This is a genomic window from Bacillus sp. 2D03 (assembly GCF_003946765.1).
Classification (GTDB): Bacteria; Bacillota; Bacilli; order Bacillales; family Bacillaceae_G; genus Bacillus_A; species Bacillus_A cereus.
Genome location: NZ_RPSJ01000013.1, coordinates 61,603 through 85,373, shown reverse-complemented (window position 1 = coordinate 85,373; position 23,771 = coordinate 61,603). Strand labels below are relative to the sequence as shown.

Sequence of the window (23,771 nt, the reverse complement as noted above, 5' to 3'; positions counted from 1 at the left end):
AATAATGTTCAAAATGGACTTTTCTTAATTATCTTATGTATATTCAAAACAAATTACTGCTTTTCTTAATTCTTTATTAAAGAATAAGTAAATACGATCGGCACCATAAGCTTGAAAATAATATCCTGTAACAAATCCAACATATGTAAAGGGATGTCCATATTCATCTTTTGGTACATATAGAAGATTCGTAAAGTCAAAAATTTCGTCTTCGTTATCGCAGTCTTCTAATAATTCTTCACCTTCTTCTGTCATAAAACGAACATCATCTAGGATACCATTTACCACAGGATAATTTAATCCCCAGCCATTTGTTTGTTTTTCAACAAACTCTTGTTCTAATACTTCTACAGATGTTATTTCTTTTCCTAAGCTAGAATAAGGATAAATTTTTTGATTACGTTGAAAATACTCTTTACGGATTTGATAATCTCTTTTATTACTCTCATAGGCTTGTTCTATTATGTCAGAATTATTTTGTTCGATTTCGAAATAATTCCAATCCGCTTCAAATTTATATTTTCCATTAATGACATCGAATCCTAATGTATCTGCTTTCGTAAAATTTGTGTGAAATGGTTTGGTGAAATCACCCACGCAACCATCATGGATTTCTTTTGCTGACACAATATGTACCCATTCGTCCAATTCCGGTTCAATACATTGTAAGTTTATAGAACAAATGGGTAAAAAGTGCTTTTTATGTTGTTCCAAATCATCATAAAATATGTCTTCATATTCAGGGAATGGTTTTATAAATTGTTTAGAAATATGCATGTTCTGCCCACCTTTATATTAGTGATTTGTTTAATTTTATCATTTTATTTTAATTTTTTCTTATTTAAAAATTTATGATACACATAGTTATGGGAATAAAGAGTTCGTAAGTAAGGTGGATGTCTTATTGTTAAAATTTTATCATATGTCGAACAGTTGAGAGATGAAGCAAAGTAAGACTTCATACTTATACATAGCCTTATTACATTCGACACATAACGACAATATGCTGTTCATTTATCTGTTAGTATAATATATAGTTTTTGGGGATTTTTATCATTTTTACATTGGGGGAAGGGAATTTATGTTTAAAAAAATCGCGACAGTCACTTTAGCAGGGACGTTAGCTTTCAGTTTATCGGCATGTGATGAGAAGAAAGAAGTAGCTAAAACTGTATCAAATAATACGAAGGAAGAGCAAAGTAGTGCCAAAAAAGAAAATACGAAGAATGAAGATACAAGAGAATATAATGTTGAAAAAACTACTCAAATTAGAAATCAAAAATTAACAGTCCATAAAGTACAAATAGCACAAGTGGCAGAATATGATAAGCTGGAAAAAGGTAATGAGTTTGTTATTGTTCATGTTACAGTAGAGAATATTGGTAATCAAAAAGTTAGAATTAATCCATTAGATTTTTACCTTGAAAGAGGAGATGGAAGTATCGTGGACCATACATTTTCAACTAGTAATAAAAATATTTTTAAAATTAAAGATGTAGATCCAAACGGTAAGTTAACAGGAGCCATAACATTTGAAGCGAAAAAAGGTGATTCTAATCTTGAATTAATTTATAGACCTGATGTTATGTCTAAAGAGGAAGTAAAAGTAGAACTTAAATGATTTATCCCGTAAGAGCCCAATTGGTGTAAACAAGAGCCTTTTATGCAAACTTATACAAGTTTTACATGAAGACGGTATGCTCAAATGAATTTACGGTACGATAAAAGAAAATAATAGATTAGAAGACGATGTGAATTTCAAACATATTGTTTTGAAAACAAAAAATAAATGCATGATAAGGATTGGCGTTGGAGCTTAATCCTTTTTTTATGGAGATGTAGAGAATGGCAAGTAGACCTAATACTACACGAGTGATGCCTTTAGTTAAGTAAAAGTAAGTTGAGTTATATAAAAAATGTGATTTTCTCTTGCATTACTATCACTTGCGTAGTAAAGTGATAGTAAGATTCACGATAGGAAGTGATCAAACATGCGTGATAATACGATAGGATCATTAATATGGTTACGTTTAATACGATTTACGAACCAAAGTAATCAAATGTCAAATGAGTTTTTAAAACGTTTTGATTTAACGACAGCTCAATTTGATGTGCTTTTGCAAATACGTACGTATCAACCACTAACACAAATGGAGTTAGCTGAAAAGGTAACTGTTACACAAGGTGGCATTTCTCGAATGTTAACTCGTCTTGAAAAAGAAGGATATATTGTACGAAAACAAGATTGGAAAACGAAAACAATTAGTCTTACAGAGCAAGGGGAATCGGCCTTAGAGAAAGCATTGCCAGAGCAACTTGCATTTCAATCTTCGTTTTTTGATGATGTATTAAATGAAGAAGAGCAGAAAATATTATACGAGCTAATGACGAAAGTTCATAAGCATAGTGAAAAAAAAGAATTACCGCAAGAGTAATTTTTTTTACACTATCAATTGACTAATCAAGTGAAGGTGTAGGTAATACGGAGATATACTTGACTTACCAACGTTTTTAGAAAAAAACTAATACTACTTTATTAAAGAGGAGAGTAACTATGGAAAAATACCGTATAGATATAAGAAAAGGAATTGAGTTTGGATTATATTCAATTGGTGATCATGTTTTAAATCCACATAATGGGGAGAAAATTACGCCAGAAAAAAGAATTCACGAACTAATTGAAACAGCTAAGTTAGCAGATGAGGCAGGGCTTGATGTGTTTGCTGTAGGCGAAAGTCATCAAACGCATTTTACAACACAAGCTCATACAGTTATTTTAGGAGCTATTGCACAAGCTACGAAAAATATAAAAATTGCAAGTTCTGCAACGATATTAAGTACATCTGACCCAGTTCGAGTATATGAGGATTTCGCTACCATTGACTTGATTTCTAATGGACGTGCAGAAATTGTGGCTGGTCGTGGATCTCGTATTGGAGGATATAGTTTACTTGGTTATGACGTGAATGATTATGAAGAATTATTCGAAGAGAAGATGGATCTTTTATTAAAAATTAATAACGAGGAACATGTCACATGGAATGGACAGTTCAGAGCACCGCTCGCACATGCATCGGTTATTCCGAGAGCGAAAAATAATAACTTACCAATTTGGCGTGCGGTTGGAGGTCCACCAGCTAGTGCAATTAAAGCGGGACGTGCAGGTGTACCAATGATGATAACAACACTTGGTGGTCCAGCAATTAACTTTAAAGTGTCAGTAGATGCTTACCGCGAGGCGGCTGTACAAAGTGGATTTGATTCAGCTAGTTTACCAGTTGCGACAACGAGTTTATTTTATACGGCAAAAAATTCACAAGATGCACTTAGTGAATATTACCCTCACATTAATGCTGGTATGCTTACACTGCGCGGTGGTGGGTATCCGAAACAGCAATTTACAAATGCAATAGATTACCGTGATGCTTTAATGGTTGGTAGCCCACAACAAATCATTGAGAAAATGCTGTACCAATATGAATTATTTGGCCAACAACGCTTTATGGCACAAATTGATTTTGGCGGTGTACCATTTGATAAAATTGAGAAAAATATTGAATTAATTGCTACTGAAATTTTACCAGCCGTTAGAAAACATACAGCAAAATAAATAAAAAAACTGAGAGTCTAATCGACTTTCAGTTTTTTTTATTTGTTCTGGAAAAATGACAAAAAAATGAACTTTTAGTCGAGGAAGAGGGAAGTTATTTTCTATTTTTGAATAACATTATTTCGAGTTTGAATTTTGAAAATACATTTTTCTCTTGACAAAAAACAAGCATTTATCGTGGGTGGTTTCGAGGACATTTTTTCGGGTGAAAGTCAAGTGTATGAAGAAAAAACGATTGTTTTATAGATATAAAAGTAAGCCGTATATTGAAAAAACACATTTTGCTAATGAAAAAAATCTGATTCAAAAAAATGACAAAAGACATATTTCAGACAAAATGATGTCAATAATACGTCAAAAATAACCTGAATTTACTATGCAGGTATATTATACAATTCGATTAACGAATAAAACACTACAGAAATAGTGAAAAGGTAAAAAATAGCATTACAATAGTTTGAAAAACTGAAACTTCATATTTTTCGACAATACATACAAAATGTTTTTGTCTTTTCGTATTTCTTAATAATTGAGTTTGATAAGATTGCTCAATTAACTTTTATTATAAAAACTATGAAGGAAGTGATTTTAGTATGGAAACGCTTGAATTGGCACGAATACAGTTCGCATCAACAACGATTTTCCATTACTTTTTTGTTCCGCTGTCAATTGGTTTAGCTTTTATTATTGCGATCATGCAAACGTTGTATGTGGTAAAAGGGCAAGAAGTATATAAGAAGATGGCAAAGTTTTGGACGCAATTATTCCTTATTAACTTTGCAGTAGGTGTAGTAACAGGTATTTTACAAGAATTTCAGTTTGGTATGAACTGGTCAACGTATTCACGTTTTGTAGGTGATGTATTTGGTCCCTCGCTTGCAATTGAAGGATTACTGGCATTTTTCATTGAGTCTACATTCCTAGGTTTATGGGTATTCGGTGAGGATAAATTACCGAAGCGAATTCACTTAATGTGTATTTGGCTCCTTTCAATTGGAACGATGTTATCAGCATTCTGGATTTTAACTGCAAGTGCATTTATGCAGTCACCTGTCGGGTATGAAATGGCAGCTGATGGTCGTGCGCAAATGAATGATTTCTTAGCCATTATTCAAAACCCACAACTATGGGTACAATTCCCGCATACAATTACAGCGGCAATTGCAACAGGTGCATTCTTTATTGCTGGTGTAAGTGCATGGAAAATTACAAAAGGACAAGAAACTGTAGTATTTAAAAAATCTTTCCGCATTTCTATCATTGTTGGAACAATTACAACGGCGCTTGTATTATTCTTCGGTCATGCACAAGCGCAACAATTAATTAAGACACATCCAATGAAGATGGCGGCAGCTGAAGCGCTATGGAATACAAGTGAGGATCCAGCGCCATTTACAGTATTTTCGAAAATTGATACAGAGAAGAAAGAAAATTCGTTTGAAATTCAAATCCCTTATATGCTAAGTCTATTATCATATGATAAGTTTAGCGGTCAAGTTGAAGGGATGAATCAAATTCAAAAACAATATGAAGAAAAATATGGACCTGGAGACTATATTCCTCCAGTGCATACAATGTTTTGGAGTTTTAGAGCGATGGTAATGAGTGGAACATTCATGCTTCTTCTAGGAGCTTACGGATGGTTCTTATCAAGAAAAGATCGTTTAGCTGAAAAAACGTGGTATTTAAAATTAATGGTGTATGCAATTTCTCTTCCATTCATCGGTAATACAGTAGGGTGGATTATGACTGAAATGGGTCGTCAACCTTGGGTTGTATTTGGTGTAATGAAAACAGAAGATGCTGTATCACCAAATGTAACATTCGGTGAAGTATTATTCTCACTTATTTCATTCACATCAATGTATTTAATTATGGGTGGAATTTGTGTGTACTTATTTGTTCGTACCATTAAGGGCCACAAGAATAAGAAAACGAAAAAGGATTATCAAAGCCATGATCCATTTGATAAGGAGGAAGAGTATGTTATCTCTTAATGAGTTATGGTTTTTAGTTATTGCAATCTTATTTGTTGGATTCTTCGTACTGGAAGGTTTCGACTTTGGGGTAGGAATGGTTTCGAGGTTTTTAGGAAAGAATGATTTTGAAAAACGAGTTTACTTAAATACAATAGGACCGTTCTGGCACGCGAATGAAGTATGGCTTGTTTGTGCTGGTGGAGCCATGTTTGCGGCATTTCCGCACTGGTATGCAACTTTATTTAGTGGTTTTTATATTCCATTTGTATTTATGCTTCTTGCTTTAATTTTAAGAGGTGTTTCCTTTAAATTTCGTGCGAAAATAGATAATCATAAATGGAAGAGTGCATGGGATTGGGGGATGTTTATTGGAAGTATGTTACCTCCTATCCTTTGGGGAGTTGCGATTGCAAACTTTATGGTAGGTGTACCTATTGATGAGAGTAAAAATGTTGTAGGTGGATTCTTGCAATTACTTCATCCATTTGCGTTACTTGGAGGAGTAATGTTTCTCCTACTATGTATTGTTCACGGATTACAATTTCTTACGATACGTACAACTGGTAAATTGAGAGAACGTGCACGAATTGCTGCAATAAAAATTGCACCATTTTCATTAATTACACTTCTTGTTTTTGCTGGTGTGGGGTTATGGAAAACCGACATTTTCACTGCTCATGGAACAGAATGGATTATGGTGCCAATCGGAGCTTTTGTAGCACTATTAGTGTCCACTTTATTAAATAAAAGAAGAAGAGATGGTTGGGCTTTCTTTATGACGAGTTTAACAATCATTTTACTAAGTGCGAGTGTATTTATCGGTATGTTCCCACGTGTTATGATTAGCTCTTTAGGAGCAATGAATGATTTGACAATTTACAACGCAGCATCAGGAGCTTATGCATTAAAACTTATGACTTACTTTGCGATTGCTATTTTGCCTTTCGTTATCGGAAGTCAAATATGGAGTTATTATGTATTTAGACAACCTGTTAAGTCAGACAACGATTTGGAGTACTAATGAAAAGAAAAAGAGGACTTCCGTCTTATCCCGGTAGCCGTATTTTATATGTAGCGTTAACGATTATTAGTATTTTAGAAGCTTTTAGTATTATTGCGCAAACAATCTTTTTAGCACGAGCTATTACGTTTTTATTTCATGGAGAGACAGTACAAACAATATTAAGTGAAATTGTTTATTTTGGTATCGCGTTTGCAGCGCGTCACATAGTAGTTCGAACATCACAAATATTAGTGGAACGTTTTGCTGAAAAAACAGGGTCGTTACTAAGAAAACAACTAGTAGAGGCATATTTCACATTAGGTCCAAGGTATGTTCAAACTGTTGGGACTGGTCATCTGGTTACCTTATCAATTGAAGGGATTGAGAAATTTAAAACATATATTGAATTAACGATTCCTAAAATGATTAGAAGTAGCATCGTTCCAGGTCTAATTGTACTATATGTTTTTACACTAGATATTGAGTCTGGAATCATTTTAGTTGTAACGATTCCTATCGTGATCATATTTATGATTCTTCTCGGATTAGCAGCGCAAAAAATGGCAGATAGTCAGTACGAGATATATCGTGTACTTTCGAACCATTTTGTAGATACGTTAAAAGGTTTAGAAACATTAAAGTATTTAGGGAAAAGTGAACAGCACGAAGGAAAGATTGAAAAAGTAAGTAAAAGGTATAGAAAAGCAACGATGCGTACTTTGCGAGTTGCTTTTCTTTCTTCTTTTGCATTAGATTTCTTTACGAGTTTATCAATTGCGTTTGTGGCAGTTGGATTAGGGATACGTTTAATAGATGGAACGATTATACTATTACCAGCCCTTACAATTTTGATTTTAGCTCCGGAATATTTTCTGCCGATTAAACAAGTGGGAGCAAATTATCATGCGACATTAGATGGACAAATTGCGATGGAGCAAATAGAAGAGATTTTGCAACAACAAAAAGGAATACAAAAGAAAGATTTAAATGAAGATATAGTATGGAATGCCTCTAGTAGCTTGAAATTACAAGACATCAAAGTTAATAATACTGAATCTGAAAAGGCTATATTAGAAGGAATTAATTTTACTTGGGAAGGTAACGGTGCTATTGGTGTTATTGGTGAAAGTGGTGCAGGCAAATCGACGTTAATCGACGTATTAGCAGGTTTTTTATCTCCTTCGAGTGGAAAGATGTTAGTAAATGGTGTAGAAGTTGATGGATCTAATCGTGAAGATTGGCAAAAAAATATCGCTTATATTCCCCAGCAACCTTATATTTTTCCGCTTTCATTAAAGGATAACATTCGTTTTTATGAAACAAATGCAACAGATGAAGAAGTTGAAAGAGTTATTAATGAAGTCGGCCTTCGTTCACTCGTTACATCACTTCCAAATGGGATGCACGAAAGAATTGGAGAAGGTGGACGTATGCTAAGTGGCGGACAAGAACAGCGTGTTGCTATGGCGCGTGCGCTTTTAAGTAAAAAACCAATCATTTTATTAGATGAGCCTACGGCACATCTTGATATTGAAACCGAATTTGAAATAAAGCAAGCGATGTTACGTCTATTTAATGGAAAGTTAGTATTTTTAGCAACCCACCGTCTACATTGGATGAAACAAATGGACTATATTCTTATTTTAAATAAAGGGGAAATGAAAGAAAGTGGGACGTATGAAGAACTTTTAGAGAATGAGACATTACATTTTCATAGGGAAGAGAGGGGAGAGAAATGAGTAACTGGGTTAAACCTTATATAAAACAAAATAAAGGTAGAATGACTTTAACTATTTTCCTTGGTCTTCTTGGAGTTAGTTCAGGAGCGATGTTACTTTTTATTTCAGGTTATTTGATCTCAAAATCTGCCCTTAGACCAGAAAATGTAATGGCTGTATATGTTCCTATTGTTGCAACAAGAGCGTTTAGTATAGGGCAAGCTGTATTTCATTATATAGAGCGCTTAGTCGGACATGATGTCGTACTACGTATATTAGAAAAAATGAGAACGAGGCTATATAGAATAGTAGAACCACAGGCGTTATTTTTCCGTTCTCGATTTCAAACGGGTGATATGTTAGGAGTGTTATCCGAAGATATAGAGCATTTGCAAAACCTATATTTACGTACAATATTTCCTAGCATATTAGCGCTAGTTGTTTATAGTATCTTCGTACTTGTTATCGGTGCATTTGATTTTGTTTTTGCACTTATTGTAGGTTGTATGTTAGCTATTATCGTTTTTCTTCTTCCGTTTGTATCATTACTTTTGATGAAGAAACATCATGTTACTTTAAAGCAAGGAAGAAACCGTTTGTATCAACAACTGACAGATGCTGTTTTTGGATTATCTGATTGGCAAGCAAGTGGTCGTAAAGATGAATTTATTAATGAGTATGTAAAACAAAATGATCAGTTGTTAAAAATCGAAAAGAGAGTGAAACGCTGGTATCATATTCGGGACAGTATCATTCAATTAGTAGTAGGTATTGTAGTTATTTCGATGATCATATGGACTGGGAATGAAGCGGCAAGTGAACAAATTGCTCCTACAGTTATCGCAGCTTTCGTATTAATGACTTTATCTGTAACGAACGCGCTTATTCCTATTGCAGATGCCATCGATCGAATACCGTCGTATGTAGAATCTACCCATCGTCTTAATGGCGTAGAAAGTGATAGTGTTTTACATGATGAAACGGATTTGCATGGAGAGAAAGATTATATTGAACCAAAACATGTAGATATTGAACTGAATCACGTATCGTATAGTTATCCAGATAGTAATGAGATTGTATTAAAAGATGTATCATTACAAATAAAAGCAGGGAAGAAAATTGCTATTTTAGGGAGAAGTGGGACAGGGAAATCTACTTTACTAAAATTGTTAACAGGGGCGTTAAGCCCAGTAAATGGCCAAGTTGTACTAAATGGTGAACGAGCTAATACGAATCTTTTATCTAAATATATTTCTGTATTAAATCAAAAGCCGCATTTGTTTGATACGACAATTGGAAATAATGTACGAATTGGCAAACCAGAGGCGACGGATGAAGAGATATGGAAAGCTTTAGAGAAAGCACAATTAGCTTCACATGTTACTTCTCTTCCAGACGGATTACAAACAAAAATGCATGAAATGGGAAAGCGGTTTTCTGGTGGGGAAAGACAAAGGGTTGCTTTTGCTAGAACTCTTATGCAAGAAACACCAATTATTGTACTTGATGAACCGACTATCGGTTTAGATCCAAAAACAGAATTGTCTTTAATTGAAACAATGTTTTCTGCAACGGAAGAAAAGACGGTTATTTGGATTACGCACCATCTTGTAGGAATAGAACATGTAGACGAAGTTATATTCCTTGATCGTGGCCAAATTGTCATGCAAGGTAGTCATAAACAACTTCTGAAAGAAAATGAAAAGTATCGTAAACTTTATGAGTTAGATAAAGGAATATAATTTGAATAAGCAATAATTGTAAAAATAGCTACGCCTAATGGTGGAGCTATTTTTTTGTTAGATTGCAGGTGTATATGATTGTTGCGAATTAAAAATGAATTTCATATTATACATATAATGGAGGGGATGTACATGAAGGAGCAATATAAAATCATTGTTTTAAGTGATGAATTATCAGGGGATAGGATTCGAAATACGTTAGACAAAAATAAATGTAAAACAATAGTTCATGTTGTGGACGTTTCAGATGTTGTTCGTATAGAAAGTTCTTTTCAATATATAGTCATTTGGAGAGGGGACGCAGAAAAACTTACAAATGACTTGATAAATAGGGGCGTGCAAAGTTCAAAAATTATTAATTTAACAAAATACATGTATGAATGGAAGGATAAATTAATTTCTATCTATCAAATAAATCCGGATCTTATGTCTTTATACATTTCTATGAAAAAAGCAAAGAGTGATCCGACGTATGAATTGTTTGCTACCGGTTTGTCTTATCCGCATTGTGGCATAAGTACGGAGCTTCTCTCAAAAAAGTCAATAAAATTAACACTTCCATCGCAAGATCTATACTATGATTATTTAATAGCGTCACAACTTTTATCAAACAATCATTCATTTCAATATTGTTTAATAGGAATAGCCTATTTCTCGTTTTACTTTGATATGTCGTTATCCTCCGAATCATATAGAATTCACAAAGTATATTATCCATTGTTTCAAGATGGTCATCATACTGTAGTTCACTCTCCTCTACCCACTGATGGATTCTCCCATCTAAATACTCCGAAACCACTTCTTTCTATTTTTAATTTGCATTTTGAATATATTTTATTAGACGAACTAAAAGATGAATCATTGATACTGCCTTGGATAAATGCTGAGTGGAATACCACTCCTCTTCACATTCCTTTTGAAGAACACGGGAAAATAAGAGCAGCTTCACATGCTAAATTGTCGTACCCTCATACTTTAGTTGAAAATAAAATGATTTTTAAAAAATATTTAGATTTACTGTTAAAAAACGATATAAAACCACTAATTGTTGTGTTCCCTGTTACTTCACATTATTTCAATTGTAGTAGTAAAAAATTAAAAGAAGATTTTTATAAAGTTATAAATGATTTTCAAACTCAATATTCTTTTCAAATCATAGATCTATTTGATTCGCCATTATTTTGTGACGATGATTTTTATGATAGTGATCATATGAATAAAAAAGGTGCAAATAAAATGTCCGCATTATTAAATATGTTTATTCAGGAACGAAAAGTATGATAATTTGTTTCATGTTTGCATAAAAGTATATAGGCTCCATACAGTTAAAGTAATGTGATTTTTGTGTCGCGTATATAAATAATATGCGAAGAGGTGAGAGAGTTAAAATGAGAACTCGTATTGAAAGAACTGAAGAGGTGGTAGAGCAACTTCCGTTGGTAAGTGTATTAATTCCTACGTATAATCGTCCTCGTTACTTTGAAAAGGCGCTATGTAGTGTGTTAGAACAAACGTACCCTAATATAGAAATTATAGTTGGAGATGACAGCACGAATGATGAAACAGAAAAAGTGTTACAAAAATACTTATGTGATCATTCAAATATTATTTATATAAAAAATAGATCAACTCTCGGACAATTTGAAAATGCGCTAATGTTATTTAATGAAGCGAACGGTGAATATATAAATTTTTTAATGGATGATGATGTATTTCATGTGAATAAAATTGAAAAAATGATGAAGTATTTTTTCGATGATTTAGATAATGAAATTAAGCTTGTAACATCTCATCGTCAAGTCATTGATGATAAAGGGAAAGAGCTACGACATATTTATTCGACTGTCCGTTTATTTGAAGAGGATACCATTATAGCGGGAACAGAATTAGGAAATAAGGTAATTGTGGATCAAAAAAATTATATTGGAGAACCGACAACAGTTTTATTTCGTAAAAATGATTTACAAGAACCGTTTGGGATTTTTGATAAGAGGCGGTATTTATGTAACGTAGATATAGCTTCATGGTTATCTTTATTAAGTAAAGGAAAAGCTGTATATATAGCAGAGACACTTAGTTACTTTCGATTACATCCAGATCAACAGTTAAATGAATCTAATAAAATGATGGATGGGTTAGAAGATTTTTCACACAGTATTATAGCAGGAGAACAATATGGTTTCTTATCCACTGAAAAAGAGTTAGACAAAGCGATAACTAATTTTCTAGATTATGCAAGAAGGATAGTTCCATCATCAATATTATATACATTAGACTATTACCAAAAAATTAGAGCGAAGAAAATAAACATAGAAAAGAAAAAACAACATATAAATAATAATTCTTCTTTACCGAAAGTAAGTATACTTATTCCTGCATACAATAGACCTTATTACTTAGAATTAGCACTCAACAGCGCTTTGAATCAAACATATGAAAATATTGAAATTATTATTTCTGACGACAGTACAAATAATGAAGTCAATGCTATGATTCAACCGTACTTACGTGAATATGAGTGTATTACATATGTAAAAAATGAAACGCCGTTAGTTGCCGAAAACTTTAATAAGTGTGTAGAACTTGCGAATGGGGACTATATAAACTTTTTATTAGATGATGATTTATTTCATCATGAAAAGATCGAGAGAATGATGCAATACTTTTTGGCGTTAGAAAATATTTCATTTGTGACGTCATATCGTGAACTGATTGATGAGAATGGAGAGATATTACCACCTTCAACATTAAATATGAAAATCGCGAAAGAAACTACACTTTTTGAAGGAAAAGAATTAGGGAATTATATGTTAAAAAACTTGAAAAATGTAGTTGGTGAGCCGACAACTGTTTTGTTTAATCGGAATTTGTTTGACGGGAAGTTTGGATATTTTAAAGGAAAGGCTTATTCTGCTATTAATGACATTGCAACTTGGCTAGATATGATGAGGAAAGGAAAAGTAGTTTATATACAAGAACCTCTTAGTTATTTTAGACAACATAGTGGACAAAATCAAAAACAAATGCATTTTATTTTAATGACAATTGAAGAGTGGATTGAATTAATTATAGATGCATATAATAGTGGATTTTTAAGCTCCGAAAGTGAGTATAAAGAGAGTTTATCTTATTGTTTAGAAAATGCGGGATTTATAGTTAAGGATGCAGTAAGAAATGGCGAACTAGATCAAATTTATAATGAAAAGATAAAAAAAGGGTTAAACAAGTTAGTTGCTCATATGTTCGAGAAAGAATCTTGTTATTGTCAATATTGCAATCAACAATTTGAAAAATTTTCACCTTGGCCATCACATTATGATTTTCCGAAATATAAATTTGAGATGTGGAATAAAGATACAGGGATATGTCCAGTTTGTAATTCGATGGATCGTGAAAGATTGTATCGTGCGTACATTGAAACGGAAACGGACTTGTTAAATAGAAACTATACTATGCTTCATATTGCACCTGAAGCGAAGTTAAGAGATTGGTTTAACGAGTATAAAAATATTACGTATGTATGTGGTGACTTAGAACCAAAGGATCCATTAATGAAGGAAATTGATGTTACAAGGATTACATATGATAGTAATACTTTTGATGTAATATTATGTAGTCATGTGTTAGAACACGTTCCTGATGATGACAAAGCAATGCGAGAGTTATATAGAGTGTTAAAGCCAAATGGATGGGGAATTATTCAAGTACCAATCGTAATGAATGTAGATTTTATTGTAGAGAATGAATTAATTGTAACACCACAATTGAGGAAATTAGCTTTTGGTCAAGAAGATCATGTGAGAATTTATAATCAATCGGGATTTATTCAACGATTAATGAATGCAGGATTTAAGGTGGAATTATATAACATAGCGGAAAAACAAGGAATGAAAAGTGCTAGGAAATTTGGATTATCTGAAACAGATATGCTCTATATTGTCCGAAAATGATAGGAAGGAATAGATAGATATGGAGAGTATTCCTTTTTTACGTGCTTCAACTGTACCTGTAAGTGAGTATTTGGATGAATTGAAGGAAATTGATACATCTCACATATATACGAATTATGGACCTATAAATCAACGTTTTGAGGAAACAATTATGTCGTCATTTTTTCAAAACAGGGGAGCTGTTACAACAGTAGCAAACGCAACGTTAGGGTTAATGGCGGCTATTCAACTAAAGAAAAGAAGAAAGGGAAAGTATGCTCTCATGCCTAGCTTTACATTCCCTGCGACTGCCTTAGCCGCTATTTGGTGTGGATTGGAACCTTACTTTATTGATATTTCAATAGATGATTGGTATATGGATAAAACCGTACTTTTGCATAAGATAGAAGAATTAAAAGAAGAGGTTGCGATTGTTGTCCCGTACGCCACTTTTGGATCATGGATGAACTTAGAAGAATATGAAGAATTAGAGAAGAAGGGGATTCCGGTTGTCGTAGATGCGGCGCCGGGATTTGGTTTAATGAATGGAGGAATGCATTACGGTCAAGATTTTAGTGGAATGATCGTATATAGCTTTCATGCAACAAAGCCTTTCGGAATTGGTGAAGGAGGGCTCATATATAGTAAAAACGAAGAAGATATACAACGTATTAAAAGAATGGGGAATTTCGGATTTGATAAAAATCGTGAATGTACGATGATGGGGTTTAATTGTAAAATGTCTGAATACGCAGCAGCTATTGGGATTGCGACTATAAAAAAGTGGGATCAAAAATTAAAAGAACGCACTCGTATTTCTGAATGGTATAAACAGTTGTTACAAAATACTGGGTTAATGAAAAAAGGGTGGAAAGTCCAAAAGACAGAAGCAGTTATTCACCAATTTATGCCTATCATTTGTCCAGAAGAAGTTCGCAACATACAAGTAATAGAAGAATTGAAAAAACAGAAAATAGAAGCTAGATTATACTTTTCACCATCTTGCCACCAACAAGTTCTTTTTAAAAACTATAAGTCTACAGATTTAACAAAGACGAATAAAATAGCAAAACGAATCGTAAGTTTACCTTTATGGGAAGGAATGACGAAAGAACTAGTAGAGCAAATTGTAATCTGTTTAGAGCAGAAGGTGGTGTCGGTAGATGAATAGTTTTTATAGTCAAGAAGAACTAAAGGGAATTGGATTTTTATCTGTTGGGAAAAATGTATTGGTTAGTAAAAAAGCAAGTATATATAATCCGAGTGCTATATCAGTTGGCAATCATGTAAGAATTGATGATTTTTGCATTTTAAGTGGTAAAATCACAATTGGAAGTTATTCGCACATATCAGCGTATACAGCGTTATATGGAGGGGAAGTTGGGATTGAAATGCATGATTTTGCAAACATCTCAGCTAAAACAATCGTATATGCAGTACTTGATGATTTCAGTGGAAATACATTAATGGGGCCAACCGTCCCGAATCAATATAGGAATGTGAAAGCAGAAAAAGTTATTTTAAAAAAACATGTGATTATTGGTGCTAATTCTATTATTTTTCCAAATGTAACGGTAGGAGAAGGTACGGCAGTCGGTGCGATGAGTATGGTAAAAGAGAGTTTAGATGATTGGTATATTTACGCTGGAGTTCCCGTAAGGAAAGTAAAACCTCGTCAAAAAAAGATGCTAGAGTTAGAAATTGATTTTTTAAAAAGCATCCATTCTTAACAAAAAAGAATGAATGCTTTTTATTTTTATCCTGCTATTTGCCGATAAAGACTCGACTGGTGAGGGTTAATTAAAGTTTCACTTTATGATAGAGCGGAGTGTATCTTAACTTATTATGTTTTAAATTTTGCTGACCAAGGCAATACTGAGCCATAGTGAATGTAAAGTTGGAGGGCGAGCGTATATGTTTGATGAGGATGGGATTGTTTTAATTATGGAACCAGCTGATGAAAGAAACTTGAGGAGATTTATTTTTTCAGTGCCAAAGTCAGTGTATGAAAAGAAGGGGCTTACATTACACTATGGAACAGCTATAGGACAAGGGTATATGGATATAATTGAAGATATTATAAGCGTACATATAGAAATAGATGTTGTAACGATAATAGGGCATGTAAGAGGGTAAATAGCTATTTGAAAAAGGTTATAAACAATTTAGCTAGAAGTTATGTATAGAGAAAATTACAGACAATTATAAGGACGAAGGGGGTCTAAAATGAAAATAAAATCAATTGTATTAGTATTTATAGTTTCAATTGGTTTAATGGGATGTTCAATAGTGGAGGAAGGAAAGAACTCCATAGATTATGCTCAAAAGGCGACAGACTATGTAAATGAAATAAGTGCATTTGCAAATGATGCACCAGCATTAGCAGAAAAGGCCGTTAATGATAGCGAGGCTCGAAAAGAATTAGAAACGAAGCTTAGTGAAATTAAACAAGATATACCCGCATTCAATGAATTAACGCCACCTGATGTAGCAAAGGATCTTCATCAACAAATCGTCGGATATAACGAAAAGTTAAATACGTTAATTGATACGGCGAAGACAAAGATAGAAGAAGGCAAAGTGGATGTAGAGCAATTTAAAAACTCTGAGCTTATGCAGACGGTAGATCAAGTTCGAGATTTGAAAGATAAAGTGCAAAATTTAGGTCAATAGTAAAAAGCTCCGTTTGTGATAAACGGAGCTTTTTGTATAAGTGATTACTTAATAAAATACACCACAACACCCATTAAAATGATAGTATTCCCAATTACTTTTCTTTTCGTTACTTTTTCACCTAAAAAATACCAACCGAAAATTAATATGATGATATAACTTAATGATTCTAATGCAGAGACTTGATTTATTGTCAGTCCCTTTAAGGCGATAATATTGAATCCTGCGTTAAGTACAAATAAAGAGTAACCGATGATTACATATGGATTTACATATTCTTTTAATTTAGAATCATATTGCTGTAAAGTAGCCTTTTTTAATAAAATTTGTGAGTAATTGGCCAATACGATTCCAAAGATCAATAACAACATATAACTATTCATCTTTTGTCACCACCACAATTCCGACGATAATAATAGCCGCACCAAGTAAATGATTCCACTGTATCGTATCTCCAAATAGAACTACTGACCAAAGCATTGACCACAGTATAATAATTCCGCGATGTGAATATGCTTTTGATATTTCGAAATGCTTAATTACTTGTTGCCATAAAATTGCATATCCGAATAAAAGTACAACTAGTCCGAAATAAGCAATAAAAAATGAGATGGAAGCAATGGGAAACTTAGCTGCCCATTTCATGTAAACCACAATGATAGAATATATCAAAAAAGCTACATGTAAAAATACGTAATTTTTAATAGTTGGTTTCATTTATTCACTCTCTTTTACATATAAATATATATTTATATCTATCTTTTCCTAATAATAGATATTGGAACGTATTTTGTTTAATCTTTCACATTCCAAATTATATAGTATCATGGCTTTTATTGTAAAACAATAGAAGCTATGCATTCATTTTTTCCAAGGTTCTACAATATGTATCGTTTTATTTGTTGCATCCAACTTTACTTGAATACCGATAGGCATGGTAATCATTGGATGTGTATGACAACAATCGAAGTCAGCTAGAAAAGGAATTCTTTGATTTTGAAGTACTTCTAATAGTATTTCAAAAGGCTTTCGATTTGTACCACAATCATCAAATTGCTCATGTTTTCCAAGAATGATACCTGAAATTTTATCGAATACACCGTTAATTTTAAGTAATGAAAAGCTTCTTTCAATAGTAGCTGCATCTTTTGAACTGTCCTCAATGAAGAGAATGTCGCCTTCTTGAATATGTGGCATATAGGGGCTACCCAAAATTCCTTGTATCGTGTTTAAATTCCCGCCAATAATACGCCCAGTAGCTTTTCCATCAATTACTGAAATCCAATCGTTTGGTCGAAGTTCTTTCTCCTTCGTCTTTTCTTCCCAATTAATAAATTCATCTGACCAAAATAATGGTTGTTTTATATGATAAGGAAGAGAATGATCATGTAGTAAAGTTTCAGCAAAATATTTGTATGTGCAATCAACAAAAGGTTCAAATTCGCCAAAGGAAGGGACGAGAGCTGGTCCATAAAATGTAGGGATTCCTGTTTTGGCGTAAATTGCTAGTAATAAAGCAGTTGCATCTGAATACCCAATCATTATTTTAGGGTTCTTTAGAAAAGCATCATAATCAATATAAGGTAATATTGAATTTGAATTCATCCCACCAATTGTTGACATAATACAAGAAATATTAGGATTTCTTATTAAGACATTTAGCTCCTCAGCACGCTCTTGTATACTACCAGAACGATAAAAATCATATCGACCTGTTAATGAACCTTCTAATATATGAAACCCTTTCTGTTGTAAGTAAGATTTTGCTCGTTCAAATCTTTTTGGAGAAGTGTAGGTTACTGGTGAAGAAGGGGAGTAGATCCCAATTGTGTCTCCGTATTTTAATGATTTTGGAAGTAGCATTTGTATGAATCCCTTCTATTAAATAGTTTATCTCGCTATTTGACGGGTAGCCCGATTGGGGGGCTGATTAAAGTTTCGCTTTATTTACGAGATTTTATTATTGAATATTCTTACGTTTCAATATTGTAAGTTTAACATAAATAAATTAAAATAATCATTGCTGTACTATGAATAAATATACCTTTTACCTTGACTGTATAAAGGAATTGTTGTTAAGGTTAAATGTGAGCGTATAAAAGGTTTGCTAAAGGAGTTTTGAAATGAATCGGTTAAAATGGGGAAGGATGACAGTCCTATTAGTTATTATTTTAGGGATATGTTGGTTCTTATTCCAAGGAAATCAAAAGAGCATAGCGAATGTAGAGGGACAACCTTTGCAAGTGGCAGAACTACCTAAAGCAGGATTTACTGAAAAAGTAGTCCCGCCAAAGTACATCCCACCAGAAATTAACGCAAAAGCAGCTATGATTATCGATGCGAGTGATGGAGATATTATTTATCAATATAATGAAAATGAAGCTTTTGCACCGGCTAGTATGTCTAAGATGATGACAGCGTATCTCTTACTAGAGAGTATACATAACGGGAAAGTTCGCTGGGAAGATTCAGTAAAAATGAGTGCGAAGGCGGCACAAACAGAGGGAGCGAGAATCCCAGTACAAGTTAATGATACATTAACTGTTAAAGATTTATATCATGCATTAATGATTGAGTCAGCTAATAATTCAGCTGTGGCTTTAGCAGAACATATGGCAAAATCGGAGAAAGATTTCGTTCAGCTTATGGATGCAAAAGCGAAACAGTTAAAAATGTCGGAACATGCTAAATTTGCAAATGCTTCTGGATTACAAGAGCCGGATGGAAGTGAAACAAAAATGACGGCTGCTGATGTAGCGCAATTGGCGTATCATCTTATAAAAGATTATCCGGAAATATTAGAAGTGACTCACTTACGCCAAAGTCAGCTAGCATTTAATAATATTAATGTTATAAGCACAAACGACATGTTAAATAAAAATAATAAAAGTTTATATATAGAAGGAATGGACGGACTAAAGACTGGATTTACAGATAGTGCAGGATACTGTTTTACTGGGACTGCAAAGCAAGGTGATAATCGAATTATTACAGTGGTCATGGGGACATCAAATAAAACAAAACGTTTTACAGAGACAAATAAGTTAATGTCGTATGCATTTGGATTAGTTAATTAAGTAAGTAAAATACGAATCTAGATCGCTACATAAGTAAGACTGTTTGTTGTTACTAATTTTAGATAACAACAAACAGTCTTTTTATTTTTATTTTAAAAAGGAAAAAGCTTCTAAATATAAGTGGTATTATTTGAGTTTGTTTGTTGCTGTGATATTATAAAGTTATAAGCTTATTAATAATAAGTTTGAGGGGCGTAATATGATATATACATATGAAATAGCCTCAATTGAAAATTGGAGGGAATTATGATGGCAAAAGATTTTTACTCAGCAATTGAAGACAGAAGATCTATTTATGCAATTAGTAAAGAGCAAGTAGTTTCTGATGAGAAAATTCAAGAAGTGATTTATCATGCTGTAAAACATACACCTTCAGCTTTTAATTCTCAAAGTGCTCGCGTTGTTGTTTTATTAGGAGAACAACATGATAAATTATGGGATATTACGAAAGAAACGTTACGAAAAATTGTACCTGAAAATAACTTTGCACCTACTGAAGAAAAAATGAATGCATTTAAAAGTGGTTATGGAACGGTTTTATATTTTGAAGACAGTGAAGTAGTGGAAAGCCTTCAAGCTAACTTTGCATTATATAAAGATAATTTCCCAACTTGGTCTCAGCAATCATCAGGAATGTTACAATTTGCAATTTGGACAGCTTTAGAAATTGAAGGGTTTGGTGCTACGTTACAGCATTACAATCCGCTAATTGATGAAGAAGTGAGAAAAGAGTGGGATGTTCCAGAGAATTGGAAACTTATTGCACAAATGCCATTTGGTAAACCGGTAGTACATGCTGGTGAAAAAGAATTCCAACCGCTAGAGGGCCGTGTGAAAATTTATAAATAATTTAAAAAGGTGAACAGGAATATAACCTGTTCACCTTTTTTTATACGTAATAAGGTTTTTTTTGTCCGGCATTTTTCATCTGATTTTTTAATTCATTTTTACGTGTTTCAATAGCTGATACTTTTTGTAATGTTATCATTGAAACGAATTGAATAAAAGCATAGTATAGCTCTATGTTTTTTTGTATTGGATCATCTATTATATTTCTCACAAATATGCCTCCTCTTTTTATTCCAATAAAACTCCGTATTAATGGGCAGCCCGAGTGGTGAGGGTTAATAATTAGCGGAGGATGTATAAAACCCTTATTGATTAAAGTTTCATTTTATAAGGGAATGAAACTTTAATCAATTCGCTAAAATTCTTTTTTATTAAGATATGTATATAATACTATAAATATCCTATAAATTCCATTATGGGAAAAAGAGAACAGTTGATATAGTGTGTGTTTTCTTTAAAGGAGAAATGGCTTTTTTGAAATAAATCTTACAATTCGTCAAATTATTTCAAAATTGTAGATAGTATAGAAATTTAGTTTTCTAAAAATATTATACTATTGATAAATAGAGTGATTTTTGTCATGATGAAAGTATACTTCATGTAAGGAGCTTTATAAGGAAATACATAATGTGGTTTGTATTAGGTTAATAGAATTTTTTATAGAAGATAGAAAAGGGATGTTTTATATTGAGATATTAAATGAAATGTCGAATTTTCATGCGATATATGAGAAATTTGAAAAAATCATTGCAAAAACACTATAATTAATGATAAAGTTCACATGAAGTTCACACGGATTTCACTTTGTTCATTTAAAATGAACTCTGTGTGAAAAATAAAACTCTTGCTAAAAAATGGAACTGGATGAATATTTTACTTTGATAATATTGTAAAGTATTAAAGTTTTAAGTTTTTTTTAAGAGGATAGTAGGGAAAGGAAGTAAAGACAACTTATGAAAAAAGTAATTGCAGGTTTAGCAGCAGCTTCTGTAGCTGGCGTTGCAGTTCCAGGAATGGATTCTGCTCATGCACAAGTTTCAAATGAAGCGCTAAAAGAAATTAATGGACAAACTCAAACTCAAACTCAAACGACTGTAACTGAAACAAAAACTGTAGAAACAACTTCTGAATTAAAATACACAGTAACTGCTGATGTATTAAATGTTCGTTCAGGTGCTGGTACAGGACATAACGTTATTTCTAAAGTGAAATCAGGTCAAGTGCTACAAGTAGTTGGACAAGAAAACGGTTGGTTCAAAGTAAACGTAAATGGTCAAACAGGTTATGTAAGTGGTGACTTCGTAACGACTGGTGGCAAAACAGGAACGACTGTTCAACAAGGAACAGGTACTTACACAGTAAACGTTTCTTCACTTAACGTACGTACAGGCCCAAGTACATCTCATACAGTATTAGGTTCTGTAAACAAAGGTAAAACAGTACAAGTTGTAGGTGAAGTACAAGATTGGTTTAAAATCAACTTCAATGGTGGAACTGGATACGTAAGCAAAGACTTCGTAACAAAAGGTGGTTCTGCTGTATCTAACGAAACACAACAACCAACTACAAACAACAATACTACAACAGTTCAAACTGGTGGTTCTTATGTTGTTAACACTGGTGCTTTAAAAGTACGTACAGGCCCAGCTACATACAACGCTGTAATCGGTGGAGTAACAAATGGTAAAGTATTAAACGTTACTGGTGCTGAAAATGGTTGGTACAAAATTAACCATAACGGTCGCACAGGTTACGTAAGTGCAGACTTCGTTAAGTTTGTAAAAGGCGGAGTAAACAACGTTACAAATAACAATAATGTTACAAATAACGTTCAACAACCAGGTAAAGACGTACAAAAACCAACAACAGGTGGAGATACATCTTCAATCGCTGGATTCGCTAGATCTTTAAATGGTTCACCATACAGAACTGCTGGTACAACACCTGCTGGTTTTGACTGCAGTGGATTCATTCACTACGTATTAAATCAAACTGGTCATAAAGGCGCTCGTCAAACAGTTGCTGGATACTGGAGCTCTAAAACAAAAACTAGCAATCCACAACCAGGTGATTTAGTATACTTCCAAAATACTTATAAATCAGGTCCTTCTCACATGGGTGTTTACTTAGGAAACGGTCAGTTCATTAGTGCAGAAACAGATGCAACTGGTGTACGTATTAGTTCTGTAAGTAACTCTTACTGGAGCAAGCACCTATTAGGTTACACAAAAGCATACTAAGAAAAAGTAGTTTTATATACTTTTCGTATAGAGAAAAGGCTTTCCAAGGAAACTTGGGAAGCCTTTTTATAGTTGAATAAATTGGAAGTTTAATAGTTTTTATTTTAACTTTCCATTTAAAAATCGATCATATAAGTCATGGAAATAGTTAGGACGAAATAGGTTCGCTGCATGTCCCGCTAAAGGTATTTCCTTATATAGAACGTTAGGCAAAATAGATTTCAAATCAAATAGACAAGATTTATAGAGATGATCATGCTCTCCCATTACCCATAGTATAGGGTGGGGAAGTGATTTTAATTTAGATTTTAAATCGAATTCTAATCGATGTCGTAATGACTGGGCAATTATGGATGAATGTAATTGTAATCCGAAACGGTAGTAAATATTTCTTGAAATGACTGCGAACGGATTTGCTTTTAATATACCGCTTGGAAAAATAGTATTTGCGTATTGAGAGAGCCATTTAGAGTATTCATCTCCTCGCTTCTCCCAAAAATTTTGAAATACATTATATAAACGAGAAGGGTTATTGTAATGTCCTCCAATATGACAAATACTTAATACTTTTTCTGGATGCATTTGCGCAAAAATTGTAGAGATGTAACAGCCGTAACTTAGCGCACAAATATGAGCTTTTTTAATACCTTCTTGTTCGTATAAGTTTAATAATTGATCTACGAGGCGCTGTAATGAAAAGTCGATTGCTTCACCTTTATCATCACCGTGACCTAATAAGTCATAAGTTATAATGTTGTAGGAGGCGGAAAATCGTTTTTGCTCCTTTTTGAAGGCGCGACGATTGCCAACTAATCCATGAATAAAAATAATTGTTTCCTTTTCAGAATGTATATTTGTTTGCAAAAAGGATACTCCTTTCACTAACTGGAGATTTGTATCGTGTTTTAAATTATTTATCTATAATTTACATAGAATAATATTAAGTACCAG

The 23,771-nt window shown here is 33.2% G+C and carries 22 protein-coding genes; 16 read left to right on the top strand and 6 right to left on the bottom strand.

The genetic code is table 11. From position 1 onward, the window contains the following. Positions 1-33: 33 nt before the first annotated feature. Positions 34-777, bottom strand: coding sequence for a hypothetical protein (locus EBQ15_RS24615; RefSeq protein ID WP_000548215.1), 744 nt, complete (start codon positions 775-777; stop codon positions 34-36). 304 nt (positions 778-1,081) lie between these two features. Here EBQ15_RS24615 and EBQ15_RS24610 point away from each other — a divergent pair, with 304 nt between their 5' ends. The 13 genes from EBQ15_RS24610 to EBQ15_RS24550 all read left to right on the top strand — a co-directional run bounded on the left by EBQ15_RS24610 (position 1,082) and on the right by EBQ15_RS24550 (position 16,654). Beyond that, positions 1,082-1,621: a DUF4352 domain-containing protein gene (locus EBQ15_RS24610; RefSeq protein ID WP_000473158.1), complete on the top strand. Its 540-nt coding sequence runs from the start codon at positions 1,082-1,084 to the stop codon at positions 1,619-1,621. A 370-nt stretch (positions 1,622-1,991) separates the two neighbouring features. Next, positions 1,992-2,435: a MarR family winged helix-turn-helix transcriptional regulator gene (locus tag EBQ15_RS24605; protein WP_001205528.1), complete on the top strand. Its 444-nt coding sequence runs from the start codon at positions 1,992-1,994 to the stop codon at positions 2,433-2,435. A 119-nt stretch (positions 2,436-2,554) separates the two neighbouring features. Next, on the top strand, positions 2,555-3,610 hold the full coding sequence (locus EBQ15_RS24600) for an LLM class flavin-dependent oxidoreductase (protein WP_000417538.1): 1,056 nt from the start codon (positions 2,555-2,557) through the stop codon (positions 3,608-3,610). A gap of 593 nt (positions 3,611-4,203) precedes the next feature. Further along, positions 4,204-5,607: a cytochrome ubiquinol oxidase subunit I gene (gene cydA / locus EBQ15_RS24595; RefSeq protein WP_000448869.1), complete on the top strand. Its 1,404-nt coding sequence runs from the start codon at positions 4,204-4,206 to the stop codon at positions 5,605-5,607. Next, the gene (gene cydB, locus EBQ15_RS24590; protein WP_000950083.1) at positions 5,594-6,610 is read left to right on the top strand and encodes a cytochrome d ubiquinol oxidase subunit II; all 1,017 of its coding nucleotides are present in this window, start codon (positions 5,594-5,596) and stop codon (positions 6,608-6,610) included. Before cydA ends, cydB begins: the two co-directional genes overlap by 14 nt. Further along, positions 6,610-8,331, top strand: a complete 1,722-nt coding sequence (gene cydD, locus EBQ15_RS24585; RefSeq protein ID WP_000824025.1) for a thiol reductant ABC exporter subunit CydD — start codon at positions 6,610-6,612, stop codon at positions 8,329-8,331. Before cydB ends, cydD begins: the two co-directional genes overlap by 1 nt. After that, on the top strand, positions 8,328-10,052 hold the full coding sequence (gene cydC, locus EBQ15_RS24580) for a thiol reductant ABC exporter subunit CydC (RefSeq protein WP_000073648.1): 1,725 nt from the start codon (positions 8,328-8,330) through the stop codon (positions 10,050-10,052). Before cydD ends, cydC begins: the two co-directional genes overlap by 4 nt. Before the next feature lie 132 nt (positions 10,053-10,184). Then, positions 10,185-11,333: a hypothetical protein gene (locus EBQ15_RS24575; protein WP_000664248.1), complete on the top strand. Its 1,149-nt coding sequence runs from the start codon at positions 10,185-10,187 to the stop codon at positions 11,331-11,333. Between the two features lie 107 nt (positions 11,334-11,440). Then, on the top strand, positions 11,441-14,002 hold the full coding sequence (locus EBQ15_RS24570; RefSeq protein WP_001260427.1) for a glycosyltransferase: 2,562 nt from the start codon (positions 11,441-11,443) through the stop codon (positions 14,000-14,002). 19 nt (positions 14,003-14,021) lie between these two features. Beyond that, positions 14,022-15,152 carry a DegT/DnrJ/EryC1/StrS aminotransferase family protein gene (locus tag EBQ15_RS24565; protein ID WP_000443945.1) on the top strand — a complete coding sequence of 377 codons (1,131 nt, stop codon included), beginning with the start codon at positions 14,022-14,024 and terminating at the stop codon, positions 15,150-15,152. Then, on the top strand, positions 15,145-15,711 hold the full coding sequence (locus EBQ15_RS24560) for an acyltransferase (protein ID WP_001084167.1): 567 nt from the start codon (positions 15,145-15,147) through the stop codon (positions 15,709-15,711). The genes EBQ15_RS24565 and EBQ15_RS24560 overlap by 8 nt, the downstream gene beginning before the upstream one ends. A 184-nt stretch (positions 15,712-15,895) precedes the next feature. After that, a complete protein-coding gene (locus EBQ15_RS24555) occupies positions 15,896-16,117 on the top strand; it encodes a hypothetical protein (protein ID WP_000459099.1) in 222 nt (73 codons plus the stop codon). Between the two features lie 90 nt (positions 16,118-16,207). Beyond that, entirely contained in the window at positions 16,208-16,654 is a 447-nt protein-coding gene (locus tag EBQ15_RS24550; protein WP_000695229.1) for a DUF6376 family protein, read from the top strand. 44 nt (positions 16,655-16,698) lie between these two features. Here EBQ15_RS24550 and EBQ15_RS24545 read toward each other — a convergent pair whose 3' ends face one another. From EBQ15_RS24545 to EBQ15_RS24535, 3 genes are all read right to left on the bottom strand, one after another. Further along, the gene (locus tag EBQ15_RS24545; protein ID WP_001089876.1) at positions 16,699-17,037 is read right to left on the bottom strand and encodes an EamA family transporter; all 339 of its coding nucleotides are present in this window, start codon (positions 17,035-17,037) and stop codon (positions 16,699-16,701) included. Beyond that, the gene (locus tag EBQ15_RS24540; RefSeq protein ID WP_000805132.1) at positions 17,030-17,371 is read right to left on the bottom strand and encodes an EamA family transporter; all 342 of its coding nucleotides are present in this window, start codon (positions 17,369-17,371) and stop codon (positions 17,030-17,032) included. The genes EBQ15_RS24545 and EBQ15_RS24540 overlap by 8 nt, the downstream gene beginning before the upstream one ends. Positions 17,372-17,515: 144 nt before the next feature. Further along, positions 17,516-18,517 carry a S66 family peptidase gene (locus tag EBQ15_RS24535; protein ID WP_000926316.1) on the bottom strand — a complete coding sequence of 334 codons (1,002 nt, stop codon included), beginning with the start codon at positions 18,515-18,517 and terminating at the stop codon, positions 17,516-17,518. Positions 18,518-18,777: 260 nt separating this feature from the next. Here EBQ15_RS24535 and EBQ15_RS24530 point away from each other — a divergent pair, with 260 nt between their 5' ends. Together EBQ15_RS24530 and EBQ15_RS24525 are read left to right on the top strand one after the other, a co-directional pair. Further along, positions 18,778-19,731 (top strand): D-alanyl-D-alanine carboxypeptidase family protein, encoded by a 954-nt coding sequence (locus EBQ15_RS24530; protein WP_001080873.1) that lies wholly within the window; start codon positions 18,778-18,780, stop codon positions 19,729-19,731. Between the two features lie 246 nt (positions 19,732-19,977). Next, complete coding sequence (locus tag EBQ15_RS24525) at positions 19,978-20,580, top strand: nitroreductase family protein (RefSeq protein WP_172797035.1); 603 nt, start codon at positions 19,978-19,980, stop codon at positions 20,578-20,580. A gap of 40 nt (positions 20,581-20,620) precedes the next feature. Here the strand turns inward: EBQ15_RS24525 and EBQ15_RS24520 are convergent, their stop codons facing one another. Continuing rightward, entirely contained in the window at positions 20,621-20,791 is a 171-nt protein-coding gene (locus EBQ15_RS24520) for a hypothetical protein (RefSeq protein WP_001244278.1), read from the bottom strand. A gap of 742 nt (positions 20,792-21,533) precedes the next feature. Between EBQ15_RS24520 and entFM the strand changes: the two genes are divergently transcribed. Then, a complete protein-coding gene (entFM, locus tag EBQ15_RS24515; RefSeq protein WP_000755513.1) occupies positions 21,534-22,820 on the top strand; it encodes an enterotoxin EntFM in 1,287 nt (428 codons plus the stop codon). Between the two features lie 99 nt (positions 22,821-22,919). Here the strand turns inward: entFM and EBQ15_RS24510 are convergent, their stop codons facing one another. Then, positions 22,920-23,684 carry an alpha/beta fold hydrolase gene (locus EBQ15_RS24510; RefSeq protein ID WP_001194306.1) on the bottom strand — a complete coding sequence of 255 codons (765 nt, stop codon included), beginning with the start codon at positions 23,682-23,684 and terminating at the stop codon, positions 22,920-22,922. Positions 23,685-23,771: the final 87 nt, after the last annotated feature.

Coding starts and splice junctions, on each gene's coding strand:
- EBQ15_RS24615 (WP_000548215.1), bottom strand. CDS start 777: ATGCATATTTCTAAACAATTTATAAAACCATTCCCTGAATATGAAGAC.
- EBQ15_RS24610 (WP_000473158.1), top strand. CDS start 1,082: ATGTTTAAAAAAATCGCGACAGTCACTTTAGCAGGGACGTTAGCTTTC.
- EBQ15_RS24605 (WP_001205528.1), top strand. CDS start 1,992: ATGCGTGATAATACGATAGGATCATTAATATGGTTACGTTTAATACGA.
- EBQ15_RS24600 (WP_000417538.1), top strand. CDS start 2,555: ATGGAAAAATACCGTATAGATATAAGAAAAGGAATTGAGTTTGGATTA.
- cydA (WP_000448869.1), top strand. CDS start 4,204: ATGGAAACGCTTGAATTGGCACGAATACAGTTCGCATCAACAACGATT.
- cydB (WP_000950083.1), top strand. CDS start 5,594: ATGTTATCTCTTAATGAGTTATGGTTTTTAGTTATTGCAATCTTATTT.
- cydD (WP_000824025.1), top strand. CDS start 6,610: ATGAAAAGAAAAAGAGGACTTCCGTCTTATCCCGGTAGCCGTATTTTA.
- cydC (WP_000073648.1), top strand. CDS start 8,328: ATGAGTAACTGGGTTAAACCTTATATAAAACAAAATAAAGGTAGAATG.
- EBQ15_RS24575 (WP_000664248.1), top strand. CDS start 10,185: ATGAAGGAGCAATATAAAATCATTGTTTTAAGTGATGAATTATCAGGG.
- EBQ15_RS24570 (WP_001260427.1), top strand. CDS start 11,441: ATGAGAACTCGTATTGAAAGAACTGAAGAGGTGGTAGAGCAACTTCCG.
- EBQ15_RS24565 (WP_000443945.1), top strand. CDS start 14,022: ATGGAGAGTATTCCTTTTTTACGTGCTTCAACTGTACCTGTAAGTGAG.
- EBQ15_RS24560 (WP_001084167.1), top strand. CDS start 15,145: ATGAATAGTTTTTATAGTCAAGAAGAACTAAAGGGAATTGGATTTTTA.
- EBQ15_RS24555 (WP_000459099.1), top strand. CDS start 15,896: ATGTTTGATGAGGATGGGATTGTTTTAATTATGGAACCAGCTGATGAA.
- EBQ15_RS24550 (WP_000695229.1), top strand. CDS start 16,208: ATGAAAATAAAATCAATTGTATTAGTATTTATAGTTTCAATTGGTTTA.
- EBQ15_RS24545 (WP_001089876.1), bottom strand. CDS start 17,037: ATGAATAGTTATATGTTGTTATTGATCTTTGGAATCGTATTGGCCAAT.
- EBQ15_RS24540 (WP_000805132.1), bottom strand. CDS start 17,371: ATGAAACCAACTATTAAAAATTACGTATTTTTACATGTAGCTTTTTTG.
- EBQ15_RS24535 (WP_000926316.1), bottom strand. CDS start 18,517: ATGCTACTTCCAAAATCATTAAAATACGGAGACACAATTGGGATCTAC.
- EBQ15_RS24530 (WP_001080873.1), top strand. CDS start 18,778: ATGAATCGGTTAAAATGGGGAAGGATGACAGTCCTATTAGTTATTATT.
- EBQ15_RS24525 (WP_172797035.1), top strand. CDS start 19,978: ATGATGGCAAAAGATTTTTACTCAGCAATTGAAGACAGAAGATCTATT.
- entFM (WP_000755513.1), top strand. CDS start 21,534: ATGAAAAAAGTAATTGCAGGTTTAGCAGCAGCTTCTGTAGCTGGCGTT.